Origin of the sequence: Duganella aquatilis (genome assembly GCF_009674565.1) — a bacterium.
GTDB lineage: Bacteria > Pseudomonadota > Gammaproteobacteria > Burkholderiales > Burkholderiaceae_D > Rugamonas > Rugamonas aquatilis.
The window spans coordinates 44,239-62,819 of the sequence record NZ_WKJL01000014.1 but is presented as its reverse complement, the minus strand read 5'-3'; the positions used below and the strand labels follow the sequence as shown (position 1 = coordinate 62,819).

Genomic DNA, 18,581 nt, shown 5'->3' with positions numbered 1-18,581 from the left:
AAACCACAGTATCACATTGGTTTTTTACCGTACCTCCAATTGGGCAACCGAACGGGCAGTGAGCGTTCACTATTCCAGCTTCACGCCTGCGGCCAGGCGCCCACTTGGTGCAGCATGCCGAACCAGTCTTCCAGGTGCCAGGTGTGGGTGATGCGGTCCGCGGTCAGCGCGTGGAATTCGTGGATGGCGATCGCGATCGGCTTGCCGGTGGCGGCGATGCCGAAGAACTCGCCGCGATGCGTGCCGGTGATCAGCGCCCGCACCGCCGCGCGGCCATTGTGGCCAAACATGTCCTGCACCGTGATCTTCACATCCGGGAAGGCGGCGGCAAACATGGCGATGATCGGTTTCATGCCTTCGCGGCCGGGCTGCTGGCCGGGGCCGAGCGGAATGTCCTGCCAGTCCTGCACCACCGCCAGTTCAAGCAGATCGGTATTCTGTTCGTTGAAAGCGCGGTAGAGATGTTCAATGGCTTGCTGCTGGGCCGTGGTCAGGCCGTTGTCTTGCATGGTCATGATGAGGTTTCCGTTGAGTGAGTGACCTGCTCACTTTAGCGATGCGCCACACCATCGTCCAATCGATAATGGATATGCAGTATTATCCATGCCATGGATTTACACGGAATCGACCTCAATCTGCTGGTGGCCTTCGACGCGCTGATGTGCGAGCGTAACGTCACGCGCGCCGGCGTGCGCATCGGCCGCACCCAGCCCGCCATGAGCGCGGCCTTGTCGCGCCTGCGCCTGCTGCTGAAGGATGAACTGTTCGTGCGCAGCGTCGCCGGCCTGCAGCCGACGCCGCGCGCGGTAGAACTTGCCGGGCCGCTGGGCGAAGCGCTGGCCAGCATCCGCAGCACGCTGGACTTTACGCAGGCCTTCGATCCGTCGCGCGCCGTCATGCGCTTCACACTGGCGTTATCGGAACATCCCGCTTTCAAGGTACTGCCGGCCTTGCAGCAGCGGCTGGCGCAGCAGGCGCCGGGCGTCACGCTGCGCATCAAGGCCTATACGGCGCGCGAAGACGCGCTGGCACTGCTGGACGCCGGCGAGGCCGACGCCGCCATCAGCGTCCCCGCCAGCAAGACGCCGCGCATTCCCACCATGCCGCTGTTCGAGGAAAACTTCGTCTGCATCGCGCGCAAAAACCATCCGCTGACGAAAAGGAAAATGACGCTGGATGCCTTCCTGGCGTACCGCCACCTGCTGGTGTCGCCGGAGGGCGATGGCGTCGGCCTGGTCGATACGCAGCTGGCAAAGCTGGGACGCAAGCGCGACGTCGCCATCATGCTGCCGCAGTTTTACGCGGCGCCCTCCATCATTGCCAACAGCGACCTGCTGGCGACGATGATGACGGGGGTGATCAAAACCAGCGGGCTGCGCGACAGCCTTGCGCTGCTGTCGCTGCCCGGGGAAATCGCACTGACGCCGGTGCCGTTCGTCCTGCATTGGCACCGGCGTAATGATGCACATCCAGCCCAGCGCTGGCTGCGGGAGCAGGTCGCGCTGGTGTGCAAGGCCAGGGAGAAGACTTAGTCCCAGGCCGGCGCTAGGCCTTGCGGGCTGGTCAGGCGCTCGTTGCGGTCCAGCGCGGCGATCTGCGCCATGTCGTCGTCGCTCAAGCGCAGGTCCAGCGCCTTCAGGTTGCTGTCCAGGTTGGCGCGCTTGGTCGACGATGGAATCACCGCGTAGCCAAGCTTGATCGCCCAGGCCAGCGCCACCTGTGCCGGCGTGGCGTTGTGGCGTTCGGCGATTTTCTGGATCACCGGATCGCCCAGCACTTTGCCGTAGGCCAGCGTCATGTAGGACGTGACATGGATGCCATGCTTGCGCGCGAACTCCGCCACCTTGCGGTTTTGCAGATACGGATGCAACTCGATCTGGTTGGTGGTGATCGCTTCCGCGCCCACCGCATCGATCGCCTGCTGCATCAGCTCCACCGTGAAGTTGGACACGCCGATCTGGCGCGTCAGACCTTGCTCCCTGGCTTCCGCCAGCGCCGCCATGAATTCCTTCACCGGCACCTCGCCGCCCGGCGACGGCCAGTGGATCAGCGTCAGGTCGACATAGTCGGTGCGCAGCTTGGCCAGGCTCTCCTTCAGGCTCGGGATCAGCTTGTCGCGCGCCAGGTTCGAGATCCAGATCTTGGTGGTGATGAACAGCTCCGAACGCGGCACGCCGCTGGCGGCGATCGCGGCGCCGACTTCGGCTTCGTTACCGTAGATCTGCGCGGTGTCGATGACGCGGTAGCCGGCATCCAGGCCATTGCGCACCGAATCGATCACCACATCGCCCTGCAGCCTGAAGGTGCCGATGCCCAGATCGGGCACCCGCATGATCTTTTCCTTCAATGCCTGCAAACCGTCGGTATAAATACCGTTGAACAGTTTGATGGCTTCGTCGTCGCTGACGCCGACCGGCGTAAAGCTGCCGGCCCATTCGACCAGCGAGGTGGTTTCGCCCGCCGACTTCACGCGCAGCGTGGAGTAGTAGTTCTTCACCGGGAACGGCGCCTTCAGGATCGAATAGCTGTAGTAACGTTCCTCGTCGTTGAACACTTCCAGCCGTTCGACGATGGCTTCCCCCGAAGGATTGGCCAGGGTGCGGATGCGGCCACCCTGACTCAATTCGCTTTGCGGAATGTATGGGAGCCAGTTCGGCAGCGCGTTGAAGCCGCCGATCAGTTCCCATACACGGCCCGCACTCACGGGAAGCGTAATGCTTGCAATGGTGCTGGCCATGGTATTACTCCTTATCGCCTGGCAGTGGCGCGTCGGCAGCCACCAGCTTCTGTTCACGCATCTCCTGCCAGAAAGCGGCAGGCACTTTTTCGTTCAGCGCCGCGTGGTCTTCGGCGATGCGTTCCGGACGGCTGGCGCCAGGAATCACTGCCGCCACCGCAGGGTTGGCCAGGGCGAAGTGCAGCGCAGCCGCCTTGACGCTGACGCCGTGACGCTGGGCGATCGCCTTGATGCGTTCAACCTTGGCGATGATTTCCGGCGAAGCCTTCTGGTATTCGAAGTGGGCGCCGCCAGCCAGGATGCCCGAGCTGTATGGGCCGCCGACCACCACGTCCATGCCTTGCTTCAAGGCGGCTGGCATCAGGCGTTGCAGCGAGCGTTCATGGTCCAGCAGCGTGTAGCGGCCGGCCAGCAGGGTGACGTCCGGTTTCGGCTCGTCCAGTTCCAGCATCAGTTCCACCGGTTCGACACGGTTGACGCCTAGGCCCCAGCCCTTGATCACGCCTTCGTCGCGCAGACGGTCCAGGGCGCGGAAGGCGCCGGTGCGGGCGGTTTCGAAGTGCTGCAGCCAGTTGTCGCCGTAGAAGTCCTGCGCCACGTCGTGGATGAAGACGATGTCCAGGTGATCGGTTTTCAGGCGTTTCAGGCTGTCCTCGATCGAACGCAGGGTGCCGTCGGCGGTGTAGTCGTTGACAACCTTGTTAGGACGACCAAACTGGAACACGCCGCCTTTTTCGCCCAGCTGGCGCGCTGCCGGATCTTCGATCTCGTCGAGGATCACGCGGCCCACCTTGGTGCTGAGGATGTACTCGTCGCGCTTGTACTTGGACAGCGCCTCGCCGATGCGCAGCTCGGACAGGCCGGCGCCGTACAGCGGTGCGGTATCGAAGTAGCGCACGCCCTGTGCCCAGGCGGCGTCGACGGTGGCCAGTGCTTCGGCTTCAGGGATGTTGCGGAACATATTGCCCAGAGGTGCGGCGCCAAAACCCAGTTTGCTTTTCAGTTTATTACGGATACTCATTTTGATTCCTTTCGTAGAGGTAAATGAACAACTGAGGGCAAGTTTAGATTGACGAGATAAGACTGTCCAAGACATAATTTGCACAACTTAAGTCATTCAAGGTCTGATCATGCTGGATATCCGTCAACTTCAATACTTCGTTACCGTGGCCGAAGAGGAGCACGTCGGCCGTGCCGCCGAGAAGCTGCACATCTCGCAATCGCCGCTGAGCCGGCAGATCGCCCAGCTGGAGGAAAAGCTGGGCCTGACGCTGTTCGAGCGCAGCCAGCAGCGCATCCGCCTGACGCGTGACGGCCGCACCTTCCTGGCCGAGACCCAGGCCTTCCTCACCCACGCCTCGCGGCTGGAGGGGCTGGCCAAGCGCCTCGGGCGCGGCGACGAAGGCGGCCTGTGCGTCGGCTACATCGAGAACGCCATGCACGCCGGCGTGCTGCCGGCCGGCCTGCGCACGCTGCGCGCGACGCGGCCGAACGTGCACGTTGCGCTGTACAGCCTGCACACCTCCGAACAGCTGGAAGGCCTGCGCCAGCGCAGCCTGGACATCGCGCTGGTGTGCGATGCGACGGCGCCCGACGATCCGGACCTGGAGAGCATGCAGGTGCTCAGCGATCCGATGATTTTGGCCATGCCCGAAGGCCATCCGCTGGCGGCGCTGAAGGAAGTCACGCCGGCCGATCTGGCGGGCCAGGAATGGATCGCCGTGCGCCACCACGAAACCGGCGAGCATCACCACAACTTCGTCGCCACCTGCGTGCGCTCCGGCTTCACGCCGCAGATCAAGATGGAAGCCAGCGAGCCGACCACCGCGCTCGGCCTGGTGGCGGCCGGCCTCGGCGTGGCGCTGGTGCAGCAAGGCCTGCGCCATCAGGCGCCGCCCGGCGTGGTGCTGCGCGAGCTGCCATGGTTCAGCTACCGCGCGCCGTTGTGGGCGGCGTGGCACCGCGTCAACCTGCGGCCGCTGGTCGCCACCTTCCGCGAAACACTGCTGGAACTGGCGACGAAACGCTGACAATATCGGCTACACTGTCGGTCATATCTTTCTGTGCCGTCCCGTATGCCTGAGAAGAACCTGCCCGAGCTGATCACCCTGAAACGTCTGATCGACGAAGGCGGGAAGCATCTTGAAGTCGGCACCTCGTGCACGGTGGCGATGGACGGCCGCCAGTTCCCGGTCTACACCATCGCGCTGGGCAATCCGAGTCCGGACGTGCCGGCGCTCGGCTTCTTCGGCGGCATCCACGGACTGGAACGCATCGGCACCCAGGTGGTGCTGTCCTTTCTCGAAAGCCTGCTGGCGCGGCTGCGCTGGGACAGCACGCTGCACCAGCAACTGGAATCGATGCGGCTGGTGTTCATGCCGCTGGTGAATCCGGGCGGCATGTGGCAGGCCACGCGCTGCAATCCGCAAGGCGTGGACCTGATGCGCAACGCGCCGCTGAGCGCTGTCGAGAAAGTGCCGTTCATGTTGGGCGGGCAGCGCTTCAGCCATCACCTGCCGTGGTATCGCGGCGCCGAGGGCGCGCCGATGGAGCCGGAAAGCCAGGCCGTGTGCGCATTCGTCGAACGCGAACTGCTGACGCGCCAGTTCAGCATGGCGCTCGATTGCCACTCCGGCTTCGGCCTGCGCGACCGTGTCTGGTTCCCGCATGCGCACACCGCCACGCCGATTCCGCACCTGGCCGACATCGGCGCGCTGGAACAGCTGTTCAGCCAGAGCTACCCCAACCACAACTATGTGTTCGAACCGCAGAGCCGCCAGTACCGCACCCACGGCGACCTGTGGGACTACCTGTACCTGAACGGCACCAGCCACAGCGACCGCGTGTTCCTGCCGCTGACTTTGGAGATGGGATCGTGGTTGTGGGTGAAGAAAAATCCGCGCCAGATCTTCGACCGCATCGCCATGTTCAATCCGACCGCGCGCCACCGTTTGCAGCGCGTGCTGCGGCGCCACCTGGTGCTGTTCGATTTCCTGATGCGCGCCGCCAACAGCCACGGACGCTGGCTGCCCGAAGGCATGGCGCGCACCGTCCAGCACCGCCGCGCGCTGACGCAGTGGTATCACACATGAACACCTGGGTTTTGCTGCGCGGCCTGATGCGCGAGCAGCGCCACTGGGGACGCTTCCCCGGCCAGCTGTCGGAAGCGCTGGCGGACGCCGTCATCGTCACGCCCGACCTGCCGGGCAACGGCCGGCACCACGCGCTGCCCAGCGCCACCACGGTGGCCGAGACGGTGGAATTCTGCCGCGCCGAACTGCGCGCGCGCGGCGTGCCGGCGCCCTACTCCCTGCTGGCGCTGTCGCTGGGCGGCATGGTGGCGGTGGAATGGGCCAGCCGCTATCCGCAGGAGATCGCGCGCTGTGTGCTGATCAACACCAGCATGCGGCCCTACAGCCGCTTTCACCAGCGGCTGCGCTGGCAGAACTATCCGTCGATCCTGAAGCAGCTGTGGCAAGGCGGCGTGGAAAACCAGGAGCGCCTGATCCTGCGCCTGACCAGCCGCGAAGGCGACGCGACCGAACGCGAAGGCCTGCTGAAACGCTGGCTGGGCTATCAGCGCGAATGCCCGGTGACGCGCCACAACGCGCTGCGCCAGCTGTGGTCCGCCGCCCGCTTCCGCGCGCCGCCGTTGCGGCCGCGGGTGCCGCTGCTGGTGTTGAGCAGCGTCGGCGATCAACTGGTCGATCCGCGCTGCTCCGCCAATTTGGCCAGCGCCTGGCAGGCGGATCATGCCGTGCATCCGAACGCCGGCCACGACCTGCCGCTGGACGCCGGCGAATGGGTGGCGCAAATGGTGGCCGACTGGCTGATCCTGGATGGCGCTAGCGGCGGCCCGCCAGTTGCCACGCCGGGTCCGACAGGTGTTCGGCGAGGAAGGTAGCCAGCGCCTCCACCTTGGCCGGCTTGGCGCGCGCCGACGGCCGCACGAAGTACACGCCGCCGGTGGCCATCGCCCACTCCGGCAATAGCGGCTGCAGCTGGCCGCTGCGCACATACTCGGCCGCCATGAATTCCGGCAGTTCGCAGATGGCCAGGCCGGCCAGCACCGCCGGCACCAGCGCATCCGCATTGTTCACCCGTAGCGGGCCGTTGGGCGTGATGCTGACTTCCTCGCCGTTTGCCCCGGTAAAGCGCCAGGCCGCGCTGCGCGCGCGGTAAGCGTAGGCCAGGCAGGCGTGCGCGCCGAGTTCCGACGGATGCGCCGGCGCGCCGTGCCTGGCCAGGTAGGACGGCGCCGCCAGCAGCACCTGCGACACGGAACACAGCTTGCGCGCCACCAGCGCCGAATCGGGCAGCACGGCGATCCGCAGCGCGGCGTCGAAGCCCTCGCCGACCAGGTCGACCGACGCATCGGACAGGTGCAGGTCCACCGACACCTCCGGATAGCGCGCGAAGAATGCCGGCAGCAGTGGCGCCACCCAGCGCAGGCCGAAGGACATCGGCGCCGCAAACTTGATCAGGCCGCGCGGCTGCAGCGACATCTCGCGCGCCGCGCTTTCGGTGGCCTCGGCGTCACGGTACATGCGGCTGGCGCTTTCCGCCACGGTGATGCCGAACTCGGTCAGCGCCAGCTGGCGCGAACTGCGGTTCAGCAGGCGCGCGCCCAGGCGCTCCTCCAGCCGGCTGACGCCGCGCGACACCGTCGCCACCGACACCCCCATGGCGCGCGCCGCCGCCGCGAACGAACGCTCCTCGGCCACCTTGGCGAACATCGCCAGCCCTTCGAAATCTGGAATTTTTGATATCGACATATTTGCAACGATAGTTTGCGATTGCTTCTATTTTAAAACATCCGGTCCCTGCGTACCATGTCTACATCGAGCAGCACTTCTCAACCACGACAAGGAAACGACATCATGAAACTCGCAAACAAAATCGCACTGGTTACCGGCGGCACCACTGGCATCGGCTTCGCCACCGCCCAACGCTTCGCCGAAGAAGGCGCCACCGTCATCATCACCGGCCGCCGCGAAGCGGAACTGCAAGCCGCCGCCGAAGCCATCGGCCACGGCGCCACCGGCCTGCGCATCGATTCGACCAGCATGGCCGACCTGGACCGCCTGTACGCCACCATCGCGCAGCGCCACGGCCGCCTGGACGTCCTGTTCGCCAACGCCGGCGGCGGCACCATGCTGCCGCTGGGCGCCATCACCGAAGAGCACTATCACGACACCTTCGACCGCAACGTCAAGGCCCTGCTGTTCACGGTGCAGAAAGCCATCCCGCTGCTGTCGCAAGGCGCGTCGGTGATCCTGACCGGCTCCACCGCCGCCACCATGGGCACGCCGGCCTTCAGCGTCTACGCCGCGTCCAAAGCCGCCGTGCGCTCCTTCGCCCGCAACTGGATCCTCGACCTGAAAGACCGCGGCGTGCGCGTCAACACCATCGTCCCCGGTCCGGTGCGCACGCCCGGCCTGGTGGACCTGGCCGGCCCGGACGCCGCCCAGCAGCAAGGCCTGCTGGACTACCTGGCAACCCAGGTGCCGATGGGCCGCGTCGGCGAAGCGGGCGAAATCGCCAGCGCCGTCACCTTCCTGGCATCGGATGACGCCAGCTTCGTCAACGGCGCCGAGCTGTTTGTCGACGGCGGCCAGGCGCAGGTGTAAGCCATGATCGCGCTCCGTCCCTACGCAACGCTGGCCGGCCGCGACGCCGGCTGGCTCAAGGCCCGGCTGCACTTCCGCTTCGCCGGCATGGGTAAACTGGAATACGGTCCGGTCGGTCCGCTGCACGTGTGGAACGACGACGAATTCGCGCCGGATTCGGGCTTCCCGATGCACGCGCACCGCGACGTCGAAATCATCACCTACGTGCGGCGCGGCGCCGTCACCCATGCGGACAGCCTGCACAACCAGAGCCGCGTGGTGGCCGGCGACGTGCAGGTGATGAGCGCCGGCGACGGCATCGTCCACGCGGAGCACAACAACGAAACCGAGCCGACCCTGGTGTACCAGATCTGGCTCAAGCCAAGGGAAACCGGCGGCACGCCGTCATGGCAAACCCGGCGCTTCCCGCAGGCCGACCGCAGCGGCAAGCTGACCGTGCTGGCCAGCGGCTACGCCGACGACCAGCAGCAGCATGGTGCGCTGCCGCTGAAGGCCGACGCCCGCCTGCTGGTGGCCAAACTGCGCGCTGGCGACCGCATCACGCATACCATGAACGGCGACGCTTATCTGGTGGCGGTGGATGGCCGGCTGCAGCTCAACGGCACGGAACTGGCGGTGCGCGACGGCGCCGCCATCATCGGCGAAACGCAGATGGCACTGCACGCGCTGGAAGACACCGAAGTGGTGATGATCGAGGCGCCGCGCAAAACGGCGTAAAATAGCGGCCCTATGCAAAATAAGACCGCCCTGGAGTGCCGGCCGAATTGCGGCGCCTGCTGCACGGCTCCCTCCATCACCAGCCCCATCCCCGGTATGCCGCAAGGCAAACCGGCGGGTGTGCGCTGCGTGCAGCTGGCGGACGACAACCGCTGCCTGATCTTCGGTCAGCCCTCCCGCCCCGCCTTCTGCGCCGGCCTGCAACCCGCCGCCGACATGTGCGGCGACAGCCGCGAGCACGCCATCCACTGGCTGGGCGAGCTGGAACAGGCCACCGCGCCACACAATCAGCGCTAGTCGCGGGTAAGATTCCACCCTCCTCATATTGGCGTGAATGATGCCAAAGTTGGCGTTTACGACGATAGTTGTTTTCCTTTGCGGTAGCTATAGTTAGCTCCCCATTCAATGCTTCTTCAAAGGAGAACACCATGAAAGTGTTAGCAATCGGCGCCATCGTAAAACCTGTTTCCGACCAACAGCGCGCAGAGATCATGCCCAAGGAAGTGCCGCACACCCTGCAGATGTATCTCGATGGCGTCATCGAACAGTTCTGGTTCCGGCAAGATAAGCCAGGTCCGGTTTTCCTCATGAACGTCGATTCGACCGAGCAGGCGAAAAGCGTCATCGATCTTATGCCGATTGTCGCTGCCGGCTTTGCGCAGTACGAGTTCATTCCTGTCGGCCCGCTCGCCCCTCTCGGCCTGTTAATTCAGGGTAAATAAGAACCTCACCGGCCGTCAGCCCAGGGATGTCCACGCGGCTGACGGTGCTCAAAATTTACCTCTGCACCATCAAGAAAGCTCTCCAATGGATCGACGTCTTTTAGTTCTCGCCCTTGGCATGTTTGCGCTCGGAACCGACAGTTTTGTTGTCGCCGGCCTGCTGCCGGAAATCGCCCGCGACTTCCATGTCAGCATGGGTGCCGCAGGGCAGATGACAACCGTGTATGCCATCACCACCGCGCTGCTGGCGCCGGTGATCGCGGCGATCGCCGCACAAGTGCCACGCAAGCAGCTGCTATTAACGGGCCTGGCCATCTTCCTGCTTGCCAATCTCGGCACGGCGATCGCCCCCAACTTCGAGCTCGCCCTGGCGACCAGGGCGCTTGCCGGACTGGGGGCTGCCATTTTCTTCCCAACGGCGGCGGGGTCCGCCGCATTGCTGGTCGCGCCGGAGCGCAGAGGCTACGCACTATCCGTAGTGGCGACCGGGATGACCGTTTCCACCGCACTTGGCGCCCCCATCGGCACACTCATAGGCGGCTTGGGCGACTGGCACTGGTCTATGGTGTTTGTCGCCGTCCTTGCCGCGGCATCCGGGCTGGGCGTCACGACCTGGCTCGCGCATATCCCGATGCCGCCAGCGGTGACGCTACGTCAACGCCTCGCGCCCCTGGCCGACGCGCGGATCGGCCTGGCGCTATCCACGACATTTCTCTTTTTCACGGCTGCTTTCACGGTCTACACCTATTTCGCCGTGGTGTTTGAACGTGCGATCGGCGGCAGTCCCGCCGTGCTGGCCGGATTGCTGGTGGTGTGGGGAATCGCTGGAACCGCCAGCAACTTGTTCGCCGGCCGACTGATCGATGCCATCGGCTCGCGCAAGGTGCTGATCACGATGTTCGTTGCCGTGCTTGCCGACTTTCTCCTGCTGCCGTGGACCAGCGCCCATCTTTGGCTGGCCGTTCCCGCAGTGCTGCTGTGGGGCGCATGCGGGTGGGGCAGCAGCGTGCCTCAACAGCATCGTATTGTTGGGATTGCTGCTCAGATTGCACCGATCGTACTCGGCCTTAACAGTTCCGCCGTATTTCTTGGTACGACCGCCGCCGGCATCATCGGTGCGACAACCATCCATACCCTCGGTGGCGAAAAGCTGGGCTGGGTCGCTGCGGTGCTGGTGGCCGCAGCGCTGATAGTTTCAGCATGCGCCGACCGCAAGATCGCAGCGGTGCACAGTATCGTGCAAGCCAGCGCTAGCGAAGATCGGCCCGCAGCTCGCGCACGCCGCGTCCCAGGCGCTCCCGCAAGAGCGTGCGCAACGTGGCGCCATCGGCGTAGCCGACTTCGGCCGCGATGGCTTCGAGATCCAGTCCGCTGCCGTGAAGCAGCGATTGCGCATGTTCCACGCGCAGATCCTGAAAGTAAGCCAGCGGCGATTTGCCAAGCACGTCCTGGCAACGGCGTTGCAGCGAGCGGGGGCTGGTCGCCAGCGCGCCGGCAGCATCCTGCAGCGAAAAACCGGTCTTGAGGTTGTCCCGCGCCCATCGTTCAAAGCGCAAAATCAACGGATCCGCCTGGGCCAGATGATTGGGGATGATGTAGGCTGCCTGCGATGAACGAATATCCGCCAGCAGGTAGCGGGAAACCAGCCTGGCCAGCTCCGGGCTGGCCTTGCGTATCAGCCAGAGAACCAGATCAAGGTGCCCCATCGCCGCTCCCGCTGTAACGCCCACATCCGTTGGCACCAGCATGCGGGACTCGTCGAGCAGCACCTGCGGATAGCGCTGCCGGAATAAAGGACTGAGCCACCAGGTCGTGGTTGCTTCCTTGTGGTCAAGCAGCCCGGTTTCCGCCAGCAGGAAGGTGCCGATGCACGATGCGGCGATCAATGCACCATCGGCATGCCATGCGACGATTTGCTGCTTCGCCTTTTTTACATCCGGCCGCTCTAACGCCGGGAGCAATACCTCCGGCGTACTGGTACTAAGGGCGGGAATGATCACCCAGTCCGGTTTTAGATCCGCCGTGATCGGCTGTACGGGTATGGGCATTCCTCGTCCGGACCGTACTTTTCTGCGTACGCCAACAATCGTCACGTCGAAATACGGTGTTCCATTCCATTCATTTTCGAGACGGCAAATTTGTTCGCCAGCGAAAACGCATCAAGTATGACGGCGAGCCCGGTGTCAAACAGGCCGTCCAAAGCGAGCACGGAAATTCTCATGACGCAAACGATATCAAAGCAGGCATTGACGACGAAGGTGACTAGCCGTCAACCGGCTGTTCCGGCGTATCCAGGATCAGCTGGTAGAAAGCCAGGTCCAGCCAGTTGCCGAATTTGAAGCCGACTTGCGGCAGCGTGCCGACGTGCTTGAAGCCGAGGCCTTCATGCAGCTTGATGCTGCCGGCGTTCGCGGCGTCGATGCCGCCCATCATGGCGTGCAGATTGGCTGCGCGCGCGGCGGCGATCAGTTCCTGCATCAGCACCTTGCCCACGCCCTTGCCGCGATGGTCCTGGTGGATGTACACCGAATGCTCGACCGTGTACTTGAACGCCGGGAAGGCACGGAAGGTGCCATAGCTGCCGAAGCCGATCAGCACGCCGTTTTCATCTTCAATGCCGATCACCGGGAAACCGCCGTTGCGCTTGGTCTCGAACCAGGTGGTCATCACTTCCAGCGTGCGCGGCTTGTATTCGTACAGCGCGGTGGAGTTCAGGATGGCGTCGTTAAAGATCTCCAGAATGGCGCTGGCGTGCCGCTCAACACTGCAGCGCACGACGGTGTGCTTACTCATCAAATTGCTCTCTGTCGGTGGAAAGATTGATTTTCCACTATACAAGAGAAATCTCAGCGGCGCAGCATCATTTGCGACAGCAACCGGACCAGTTCGCGCCTGAAGCAGCGCCTCAAATCGATATAAGACATATCACCTCCTGCAAGAAAAACTTGTTCATGGAATTTTCACTGCGTATGAGGTATATTCTGCACTGGCATTAAACCGTTATCAAACGAGTTATTTTCGCCGTTCACATAAGAAAATCTTAGTCATGACCAAACCGCTACGCTCCCTTTCCGGGCTGCTCGATTTCGACTGCGCGGCGCGCTGGGGCAGTTTCAAGCTGGCCGCCCAGGAACTGCACAAGACGCCGGCGGCGATCAGCCTGCAGGTCAAGCAGCTGGAGGAGGCGCTTGGCTTCGATCTGTTCTCGCGCCACCCGCGCCACATTTCGCTCACCGAAAAAGGCCAGGAATTCTCGGCCACCGTGCGCCGCATGCTGGGCGACCTGAATACCAAGGTCGCCGCGCTGCAAGGCGGCGACGAGGAAAAAATCCTGCGCCTGTCGACCACCCACTCGCTGGCGATCAAATGGCTGGTGCCGCGCATCGCCCGTTTCACCAAGCTGCATCCGGATCTGGATATCCGTATCGATTCCAGCGACACCATCGCCAACATGGAAGACGGCAGCACCGATATCGCGCTGCGTACTTACGACGTGGTGCGTACCGATCCGGACCTGCTGTTTCACGACCGCCTGGTAGCCGTCTACAGTCCGTCGCTGGTGCTGCCCGGCGAAACCGAGATCACCCTGGCCGACCTGGAACGCTATCCGCTGCTGCACGAATTCACCACCGACACCTGGATCGCGCTGCTGCGGCAGAACAATGCGCTGAAGGGCAATTACAACTTCTCGCGCAGCTTCACCAATTTTGCGGTGATGGTACAGTCGGCGCTGGCGGGACAAGGCATCGCATTGGTGTCGCACGCCATTGCCAGCGACGATCTGCGCAGCGGCGCGCTGAAGATGGTAGATTGCGAAAGCGCGCCATATGAACGCGGCTACCGCGTCATCGTCGCCCGCGACAAGCGCGGCATGAGCAAGATCACCCACTTCCGCGCCTGGCTGCAGGAGGAAGTAGCCGAGATGCAGAAAGGCCTCCAATGAAATCCACGCCACTGATGTTCGCCATGCTGCTGGCCGCGGCGCCAGCGCACGCCGCCGAGAAGGCGCCGCTGCGCTACGTCGAAAAAATCGACGCCATGCTCGGCCCCGATCAGCAGAAGCCCAACCCCTTCCAGCAAAAGATGGGCGCCGCGCTGGCGCGCCAGTTGGGCCGCAAGGTGCAGTTCGTGTCCCTGCCGCGCACGCGCATCATGGCGGCGCTGGAAAGCGGTGATGGCGATGTGCTGTGCAGCTATCTGCCCGAGTGGACGCCCGGCGACGTCAATTGGACGCGCGCCTTTATCCCGGTGGTGGAAGTGCTGCTGACGCTACAGCATGTGAAAGCGCCGGAATCGATGGAAGAGTTGCGCGGCAAGCGCATCGGCACGGTGCTGGGTTTCCGCTATCCGACGATGGAGAAGGCCCTGGGCAAGGACTTTATCCGCGACGATGCGCCAACCAGCACGCTGTCGCTGAAAAAGTGGACGGCCGGCCGCTTCGACTACCTGCTCACGCCGCGCAGCGTCATCGCCCAGCACCTCAACGACGGCATGCTGCCGCCGGGCTATCACACGCTGACGATCTCCGAAGTGAAGACCAAGTGCGCCGTCTCCCGCAAGAGCAGGATCACGGTCGAGGAAGTCGACGCCGCGATCAATGCGCTGGAGAAGAACGGCGAACTGTCCGCCATCCTCAAGCTGCGCTAGCGCAGCGTCAGCGTGCTTTCCAGGCGGATGTCGTCGGACGCGCTGCCGACCATCAGTTTGAACTCGCCCGCTTCCGCGCCCCACTTCAACTGGCTGTCGAAGAAGGACAGCGTGTCGCGGTCGATGGTGAAACTGACGCGCTGCGTTTCGCCCGGCTTCAAATGCACCTTCCGGAAACCCTTCAGTTCCTTCAGCGGCCGCACCACCGACGACACCATGTCGCGCAGATAAAGCTGCACAATCTCCGTGCCCTCCACCTTGCCGCTGTTGGCCAGGTCGAACGACAGCGTCACCTTCTGCGTGCCCGACATGGCCGGGCTGCTCAACGTCAGGCCGGTGTATTTGAAGTCGGTGTAGCTCAGGCCATGGCCGAAGGCATAGCGCGGCGTGTTGACGGAATCGATGTAGGCCGATTTGTAGACCACGTTCTTTTCATCCGTGACCGGACGCCCGGTGCTGTACTGCGCGTACGACAGCGGAATCTGTCCCACGCTGCGCGGGAAAGTGATCGGCAGCTTGCCGGACGGGTTGTAGTCGCCGAACAGCACGTTGGCGACGGCATTCCCGCCTTCGCTGCCGGGGAACCAGGCATAGACGATGGCGTCCGCCTGGTCGGCGATGGTGTTGAACACCAGCGGACGGCCGGCCAGCATCACCACCACGACCGGCTTGCCGGTGGCCTTCAGCGCCTTGAACAGCGCTTCCTGCTGGCCCGGCAGCGAGATGTCGGTGCGCGACTTGGCTTCGCCGCTCATGTCCCAGGTTTCGCCGATGGCCAGCACGATGACGTCCGATTGCGACGCGGTGGCGACGGCGGCCGCAAAGCCTTCGGCCGAGGCGCAGCCGGGCGCGCAGGCCTGGGCGTAGCTGATCTCCGCCTTGCCGGCGTGGCCGCGCATGCCTTCGAGGATGCTGACTACCTTGGCGCGTTCACCCTGCACCACCCAGCCGCCTTCGAGGTCGCGCTGCGCGTCGGCCAGCGGGCCGATCACCGCAATGCGCTTGGCGTCGCGCGACAGCGGTAACAACTTGCCTTCGTTTTTCAGCAGCACGATGGATTTCTGCGCCACGTCCAGCGTCGCGGCGCGGTGCGAGGCGTCGCCCAGCACCGCCTTTTCGCGCGCGGCGTCGGAATAGCGGTAAGGATCGTCGAACAGTCCCAGTTCGAATTTCTTGGTCAGCACGCGGCGCACGGCGTCGTCCAGCGTCGCCATCTTCACCTTGCCGGCTTTGACGGCGGCTTCCAGATGCTGGCTGTAAGCGTAGCCTTCCATGTCCATGTCGCTGCCGGCGTTGATGGCTTTCACGGCGGCGTCGGACAAATCGGCCGCATACCCGTGCGGCACCATCTCGCGCACCGAACCCCAGTCGCTGACCACGAAGCCCTTGTACTTCCAGGCGCCCTTCAGGATATCGCGCTGAAGCATGCTGTTGCCGGTGGCCGGCACGCCGTTCAGCGTGTTGAAGGAGTTCATGAAAGTCGCGGCGCCGGCATCGGCGGCGGCCTTGAACGGCGGCAGATACACTTCATACAGCTGCTGCGTGCTCATGTCGACCGCGTTGTAGTCGCGGCCCGCAATCGCGGCGCCGTAGGCGGCGAAGTGCTTGGCGGTCGCCATCACCGAATCGGTGGCGCCCAGTTTCCTGCCCTGGAAGCCGTGTACGCGCGCGGTGGCGATCTGCGAACCGAGGTAGGTATCTTCGCCGGCGCCTTCCATCACGCGGCCCCAGCGCGGATCGCGCGCGATGTCGACCATCGGCGCAAAGGTCCAGTGAATGCCGGCGGCAGCGGCTTCCCTGGCGGCGATGTGCGCGGACAGCTCGATCGCGTCCATGTCCCACGAAGCGGCTTCGCCCAGCGGTACCGGGAACACGGTCTTGTAGCCATGGATGACGTCAAGGCTGAACAGCAGCGGGATCTTCAGGCGCGATTGCAGCGCCAGCGCCTGGATCTCGCGCGTGTCGGCCACGCCGATCACGTTCAGCATCGAGCCGACCTTGCCGGCGCGAATATCGGCCAGCTTGGCCGCGTACTCGCTGCTGGTCGGGCCGGTGAACTGGCGGCCCGACAATTGGTGCAGCTGGCCGACTTTTTCGGTCACCGTCATCTGTTTCATCAGGTCCGCGACCTTGCGATCGATCTGCGCATCCTGCGCGTTGGCGGACAGCGCCAGGGCCGCACTGATGGCGGCAGCAATGTGTAATGTCTTCATTTGTACTGTTGTTGTTTTTGTTCGTAGTAGGACTTCAGCGTGTAGAAGGCTTGCTTCTTCTTGCCGGTCTCCGAGATCAGGCCCTTGCGGTTCCAGTAGTCCTGGTAGTAAGGATGCGGACGGCGCGGCGAGCGGAAGTCCGTCAACACCCACGGCGTCATGCCGCGCAGGCCGGGAATCGCATCCAGCAGCTTGAAGGTGTTCTTGTACAGCTGGTCCTGGTATTCCTCGCTCCACTTGGTGTCGCTGTCGGCGTGGTAGCCACCCAGCGCATCGGCGCCAAACTCGGTCACGATCACCGGCTTGTTGTAATTGACCTTGAAGGAGAACTTCAGCATCTCCTTGTTGTTGGACCAGTACCAGCCGGCGTACTGGTTAAAGCTGGCCAGGTCGATCTTCTCGGCCAGCGGATCTTCCACCGTCACCACGTCGCCGCTGCGGTGCACTTCCAGCGCCGCGCCCACCAGGCGGGTGCGGTCCAGCGAGCGCACGGTATCGGCCAGCTTGCCCATGAATTCCGTGCGCACCGGGCTGACCGGCGTCTCGTTACCGATGGACCAGATGATGACGCTGGCGCGGTTCTTGTCGCGCACAACAAGGTCGGTCAGCTGTTGAGAAGCGTTGGCGTAGACTTCCGGCTTCTCCCACGAGATGGTCCAGTACACCGGCACCTCGGCCCACACCAGCAAGCCCATTTCGTCGGCCAGCTTGATCATCTCCTCGCTGTGCGGATAGTGCGCCAGGCGGACGTAGTTGCAGTCCATGTCCTTGGCCCATTGCAGCATCATGCGCATATCGCCCTCGCCGCGCAGGCGGCCCGGGATCAGCGGATTTTCATCGTGCAGTGAGATCCCGCGCAGGAACACCGATTTACCGTTCAACAGAATATCGTGGCCGCGCGTTTCGATGGTGCGCAGGCCGATGCGGTCATCCAGCTTGTCGGTGGCGCCGGCGATGGACACCGTGTACAGCTTCGGATCTTCCGGCGACCAGTAGCGCACCTTGTTCTTCGACAGCGCGATGCTGACGGCGGCGCGGCCATTGGCGTCGGTGCGCACGCTGGTCTTGATGCCCAGCTCCGCGATGGAAATGCTCACGTCCTGCGCGCGCCTGGCGCCGGCCAGCTGCACATAGCCTTCGATGCGGCCCATGTCGCCCTTGGCCAACTGGATCTGGTAGTCCTCGATATAGGTGTCCGGCGTTTCAGCCAGCAGCACGTCGCGCGTGATGCCGCCGTAGTTCCACCAGTCGGTGTTCACGGTCGGGATATCGTCCTGATGGCGCGTGTTGTCGGCCTTGACGACGACGGCGTTCTGGCCTTTCAGCAGCTTGCCCGTCACCTCGAACTGGAACGGCGTGAAGCCGCCCTTGTGGCTGCCGATCTTCTTGCCGTTCAGGTAGACGTGCGCCTCGTAATTGACGGCGCCAAAGTACAGGAAGTAGCGCTTACCCTCCTTCGGCGCGGCGACGAACTTCTGGCGCATCCACAACGTGCCTTCGTAGAATTCCAGCTTGGCGTTCTGTGAGTTCCAGTCACCCGGCACCGCCAGCGTCGGCGAACTGTCGAAGTCATATTCGACCGCATCGTCCTTGTCCTTCGGTTTGCGGTCGTCATAGAAACCACCGGCGCCGCTCGGCGACTGGTCGAACGGCTGGCGGCGATAGTTATAGAAACCGGTCTCGTAAGGATCGATGATGTAGTTCCAGCGTCCGTCCAGCAGCACGTGCTGGCGGCCGTAGATGTTCTGCAGCGTGGGCGGCTGCTTGGCCAGTTCGGCGCGCGTGCCGGAGCCCTTGTTGGCCTGCGCCTGTCCCGGCGCCTGGTCGTCCTGCGCGCCGGCGGTAAGGCCGACGGCAAGACAGCTTGATAACAGCAGCAGCTTCCACACTTTATGCATTCATGTCTCCTGAAGTT

Annotated in this window: 17 protein-coding genes and 3 pseudogenes; 11 read left to right on the top strand and 9 right to left on the bottom strand. The window is 63.7% G+C overall.

The genetic code is table 11. The features are described 5' to 3' along the window. Positions 1 to 80: 80 nt before the first annotated feature. A complete protein-coding gene (locus GJ698_RS18590; RefSeq protein ID WP_154359351.1) occupies positions 81 to 515 on the bottom strand; it encodes an ester cyclase in 435 nt (144 codons plus the stop codon). Between the two features lie 93 nt (positions 516 to 608). Here GJ698_RS18590 and GJ698_RS18585 point away from each other — a divergent pair, with 93 nt between their 5' ends. After that, complete coding sequence (locus tag GJ698_RS18585; protein WP_154359350.1) at positions 609 to 1,532, top strand: LysR family transcriptional regulator; 924 nt, start codon at positions 609 to 611, stop codon at positions 1,530 to 1,532. On the opposite strand, the gene dkgB is transcribed toward GJ698_RS18585, so the two are convergent. From dkgB to GJ698_RS18575, 3 genes and pseudogenes are all read right to left on the bottom strand, one after another. After that, entirely contained in the window at positions 1,529 to 2,332 is an 804-nt protein-coding gene (dkgB, locus tag GJ698_RS18580; RefSeq protein ID WP_166454901.1) for a 2,5-didehydrogluconate reductase DkgB, read from the bottom strand. The genes GJ698_RS18585 and dkgB overlap by 4 nt on opposite strands. 15 nt (positions 2,333 to 2,347) lie before the next feature. After that, positions 2,348 to 2,737, bottom strand: a pseudogene (locus tag GJ698_RS31015) (SRPBCC family protein); the annotation flags it as partial. A gap of 4 nt (positions 2,738 to 2,741) precedes the next feature. After that, positions 2,742 to 3,758, bottom strand: coding sequence for an aldo/keto reductase (locus GJ698_RS18575; protein WP_154359348.1), 1,017 nt, complete (start codon positions 3,756 to 3,758; stop codon positions 2,742 to 2,744). A 109-nt stretch (positions 3,759 to 3,867) separates the two neighbouring features. Between GJ698_RS18575 and GJ698_RS18570 the strand changes: the two genes are divergently transcribed. The 3 genes from GJ698_RS18570 to GJ698_RS18560 are packed head-to-tail and all read left to right on the top strand — an operon-like array spanning position 3,868 to position 6,641. Continuing rightward, positions 3,868 to 4,767 carry a LysR family transcriptional regulator gene (locus GJ698_RS18570; protein WP_154359347.1) on the top strand — a complete coding sequence of 300 codons (900 nt, stop codon included), beginning with the start codon at positions 3,868 to 3,870 and terminating at the stop codon, positions 4,765 to 4,767. Between the two features lie 45 nt (positions 4,768 to 4,812). Continuing rightward, positions 4,813 to 5,829: a M14 family zinc carboxypeptidase gene (locus tag GJ698_RS18565; RefSeq protein WP_154359346.1), complete on the top strand. Its 1,017-nt coding sequence runs from the start codon at positions 4,813 to 4,815 to the stop codon at positions 5,827 to 5,829. Next, the gene (locus tag GJ698_RS18560) at positions 5,826 to 6,641 is read left to right on the top strand and encodes an alpha/beta fold hydrolase (RefSeq protein WP_154359345.1); all 816 of its coding nucleotides are present in this window, start codon (positions 5,826 to 5,828) and stop codon (positions 6,639 to 6,641) included. The genes GJ698_RS18565 and GJ698_RS18560 overlap by 4 nt, the downstream gene beginning before the upstream one ends. Here GJ698_RS18560 and GJ698_RS18555 read toward each other — a convergent pair. Further along, positions 6,583 to 7,506, bottom strand: a complete 924-nt coding sequence (locus tag GJ698_RS18555; protein WP_371865382.1) for a LysR family transcriptional regulator — start codon at positions 7,504 to 7,506, stop codon at positions 6,583 to 6,585. The genes GJ698_RS18560 and GJ698_RS18555 overlap by 59 nt on opposite strands. A gap of 111 nt (positions 7,507 to 7,617) precedes the next feature. Here GJ698_RS18555 and GJ698_RS18550 point away from each other — a divergent pair, with 111 nt between their 5' ends. The 5 genes and pseudogenes from GJ698_RS18550 to GJ698_RS18530 form a co-directional block, all read left to right on the top strand. Beyond that, entirely contained in the window at positions 7,618 to 8,367 is a 750-nt protein-coding gene (locus GJ698_RS18550) for an SDR family oxidoreductase (RefSeq protein ID WP_154359343.1), read from the top strand. Between the two features lie 3 nt (positions 8,368 to 8,370). Beyond that, positions 8,371 to 9,084 (top strand): pirin family protein, encoded by a 714-nt coding sequence (locus tag GJ698_RS18545; protein ID WP_154359342.1) that lies wholly within the window; start codon positions 8,371 to 8,373, stop codon positions 9,082 to 9,084. Positions 9,085 to 9,096: 12 nt separating this feature from the next. Beyond that, positions 9,097 to 9,381 carry a YkgJ family cysteine cluster protein gene (locus tag GJ698_RS18540; RefSeq protein ID WP_154359341.1) on the top strand — a complete coding sequence of 95 codons (285 nt, stop codon included), beginning with the start codon at positions 9,097 to 9,099 and terminating at the stop codon, positions 9,379 to 9,381. Positions 9,382 to 9,512: 131 nt separating this feature from the next. Beyond that, entirely contained in the window at positions 9,513 to 9,806 is a 294-nt protein-coding gene (locus GJ698_RS18535; RefSeq protein ID WP_154359340.1) for a hypothetical protein, read from the top strand. Between the two features lie 85 nt (positions 9,807 to 9,891). Further along, positions 9,892 to 10,887 (top strand): annotated as a pseudogene (locus GJ698_RS18530) (MFS transporter); the annotation flags it as partial. A 169-nt stretch (positions 10,888 to 11,056) separates the two neighbouring features. Here GJ698_RS18530 and GJ698_RS18525 read toward each other — a convergent pair. Both GJ698_RS18525 and GJ698_RS18520 read right to left on the bottom strand, forming a co-directional pair. Further along, positions 11,057 to 12,027 (bottom strand): annotated as a pseudogene (locus GJ698_RS18525) (GlxA family transcriptional regulator). A gap of 41 nt (positions 12,028 to 12,068) precedes the next feature. Next, the gene (locus GJ698_RS18520; RefSeq protein WP_154359339.1) at positions 12,069 to 12,599 is read right to left on the bottom strand and encodes a GNAT family N-acetyltransferase; all 531 of its coding nucleotides are present in this window, start codon (positions 12,597 to 12,599) and stop codon (positions 12,069 to 12,071) included. A 253-nt stretch (positions 12,600 to 12,852) separates the two neighbouring features. On the opposite strand from GJ698_RS18520, the gene GJ698_RS18515 reads away from it, so the two are divergent. Together GJ698_RS18515 and GJ698_RS18510 are read left to right on the top strand one after the other, a co-directional pair. Beyond that, the gene (locus tag GJ698_RS18515) at positions 12,853 to 13,749 is read left to right on the top strand and encodes a LysR substrate-binding domain-containing protein (RefSeq protein WP_154359338.1); all 897 of its coding nucleotides are present in this window, start codon (positions 12,853 to 12,855) and stop codon (positions 13,747 to 13,749) included. Continuing rightward, positions 13,746 to 14,453, top strand: coding sequence for a substrate-binding periplasmic protein (locus GJ698_RS18510; protein WP_154359337.1), 708 nt, complete (start codon positions 13,746 to 13,748; stop codon positions 14,451 to 14,453). Before GJ698_RS18515 ends, GJ698_RS18510 begins: the two co-directional genes overlap by 4 nt. Here GJ698_RS18510 and GJ698_RS18505 read toward each other — a convergent pair. After that, the gene (locus GJ698_RS18505; RefSeq protein WP_154359336.1) at positions 14,450 to 16,666 is read right to left on the bottom strand and encodes a glycoside hydrolase family 3 N-terminal domain-containing protein; all 2,217 of its coding nucleotides are present in this window, start codon (positions 16,664 to 16,666) and stop codon (positions 14,450 to 14,452) included. The two genes, GJ698_RS18510 and GJ698_RS18505, sit on opposite strands and share 4 nt — an antisense overlap. Continuing rightward, complete coding sequence (locus GJ698_RS18500) at positions 16,663 to 18,564, bottom strand: glycoside hydrolase family 2 protein (protein ID WP_154359335.1); 1,902 nt, start codon at positions 18,562 to 18,564, stop codon at positions 16,663 to 16,665. Before GJ698_RS18500 ends, GJ698_RS18505 begins: the two co-directional genes overlap by 4 nt. Positions 18,565 to 18,581: the final 17 nt, after the last annotated feature.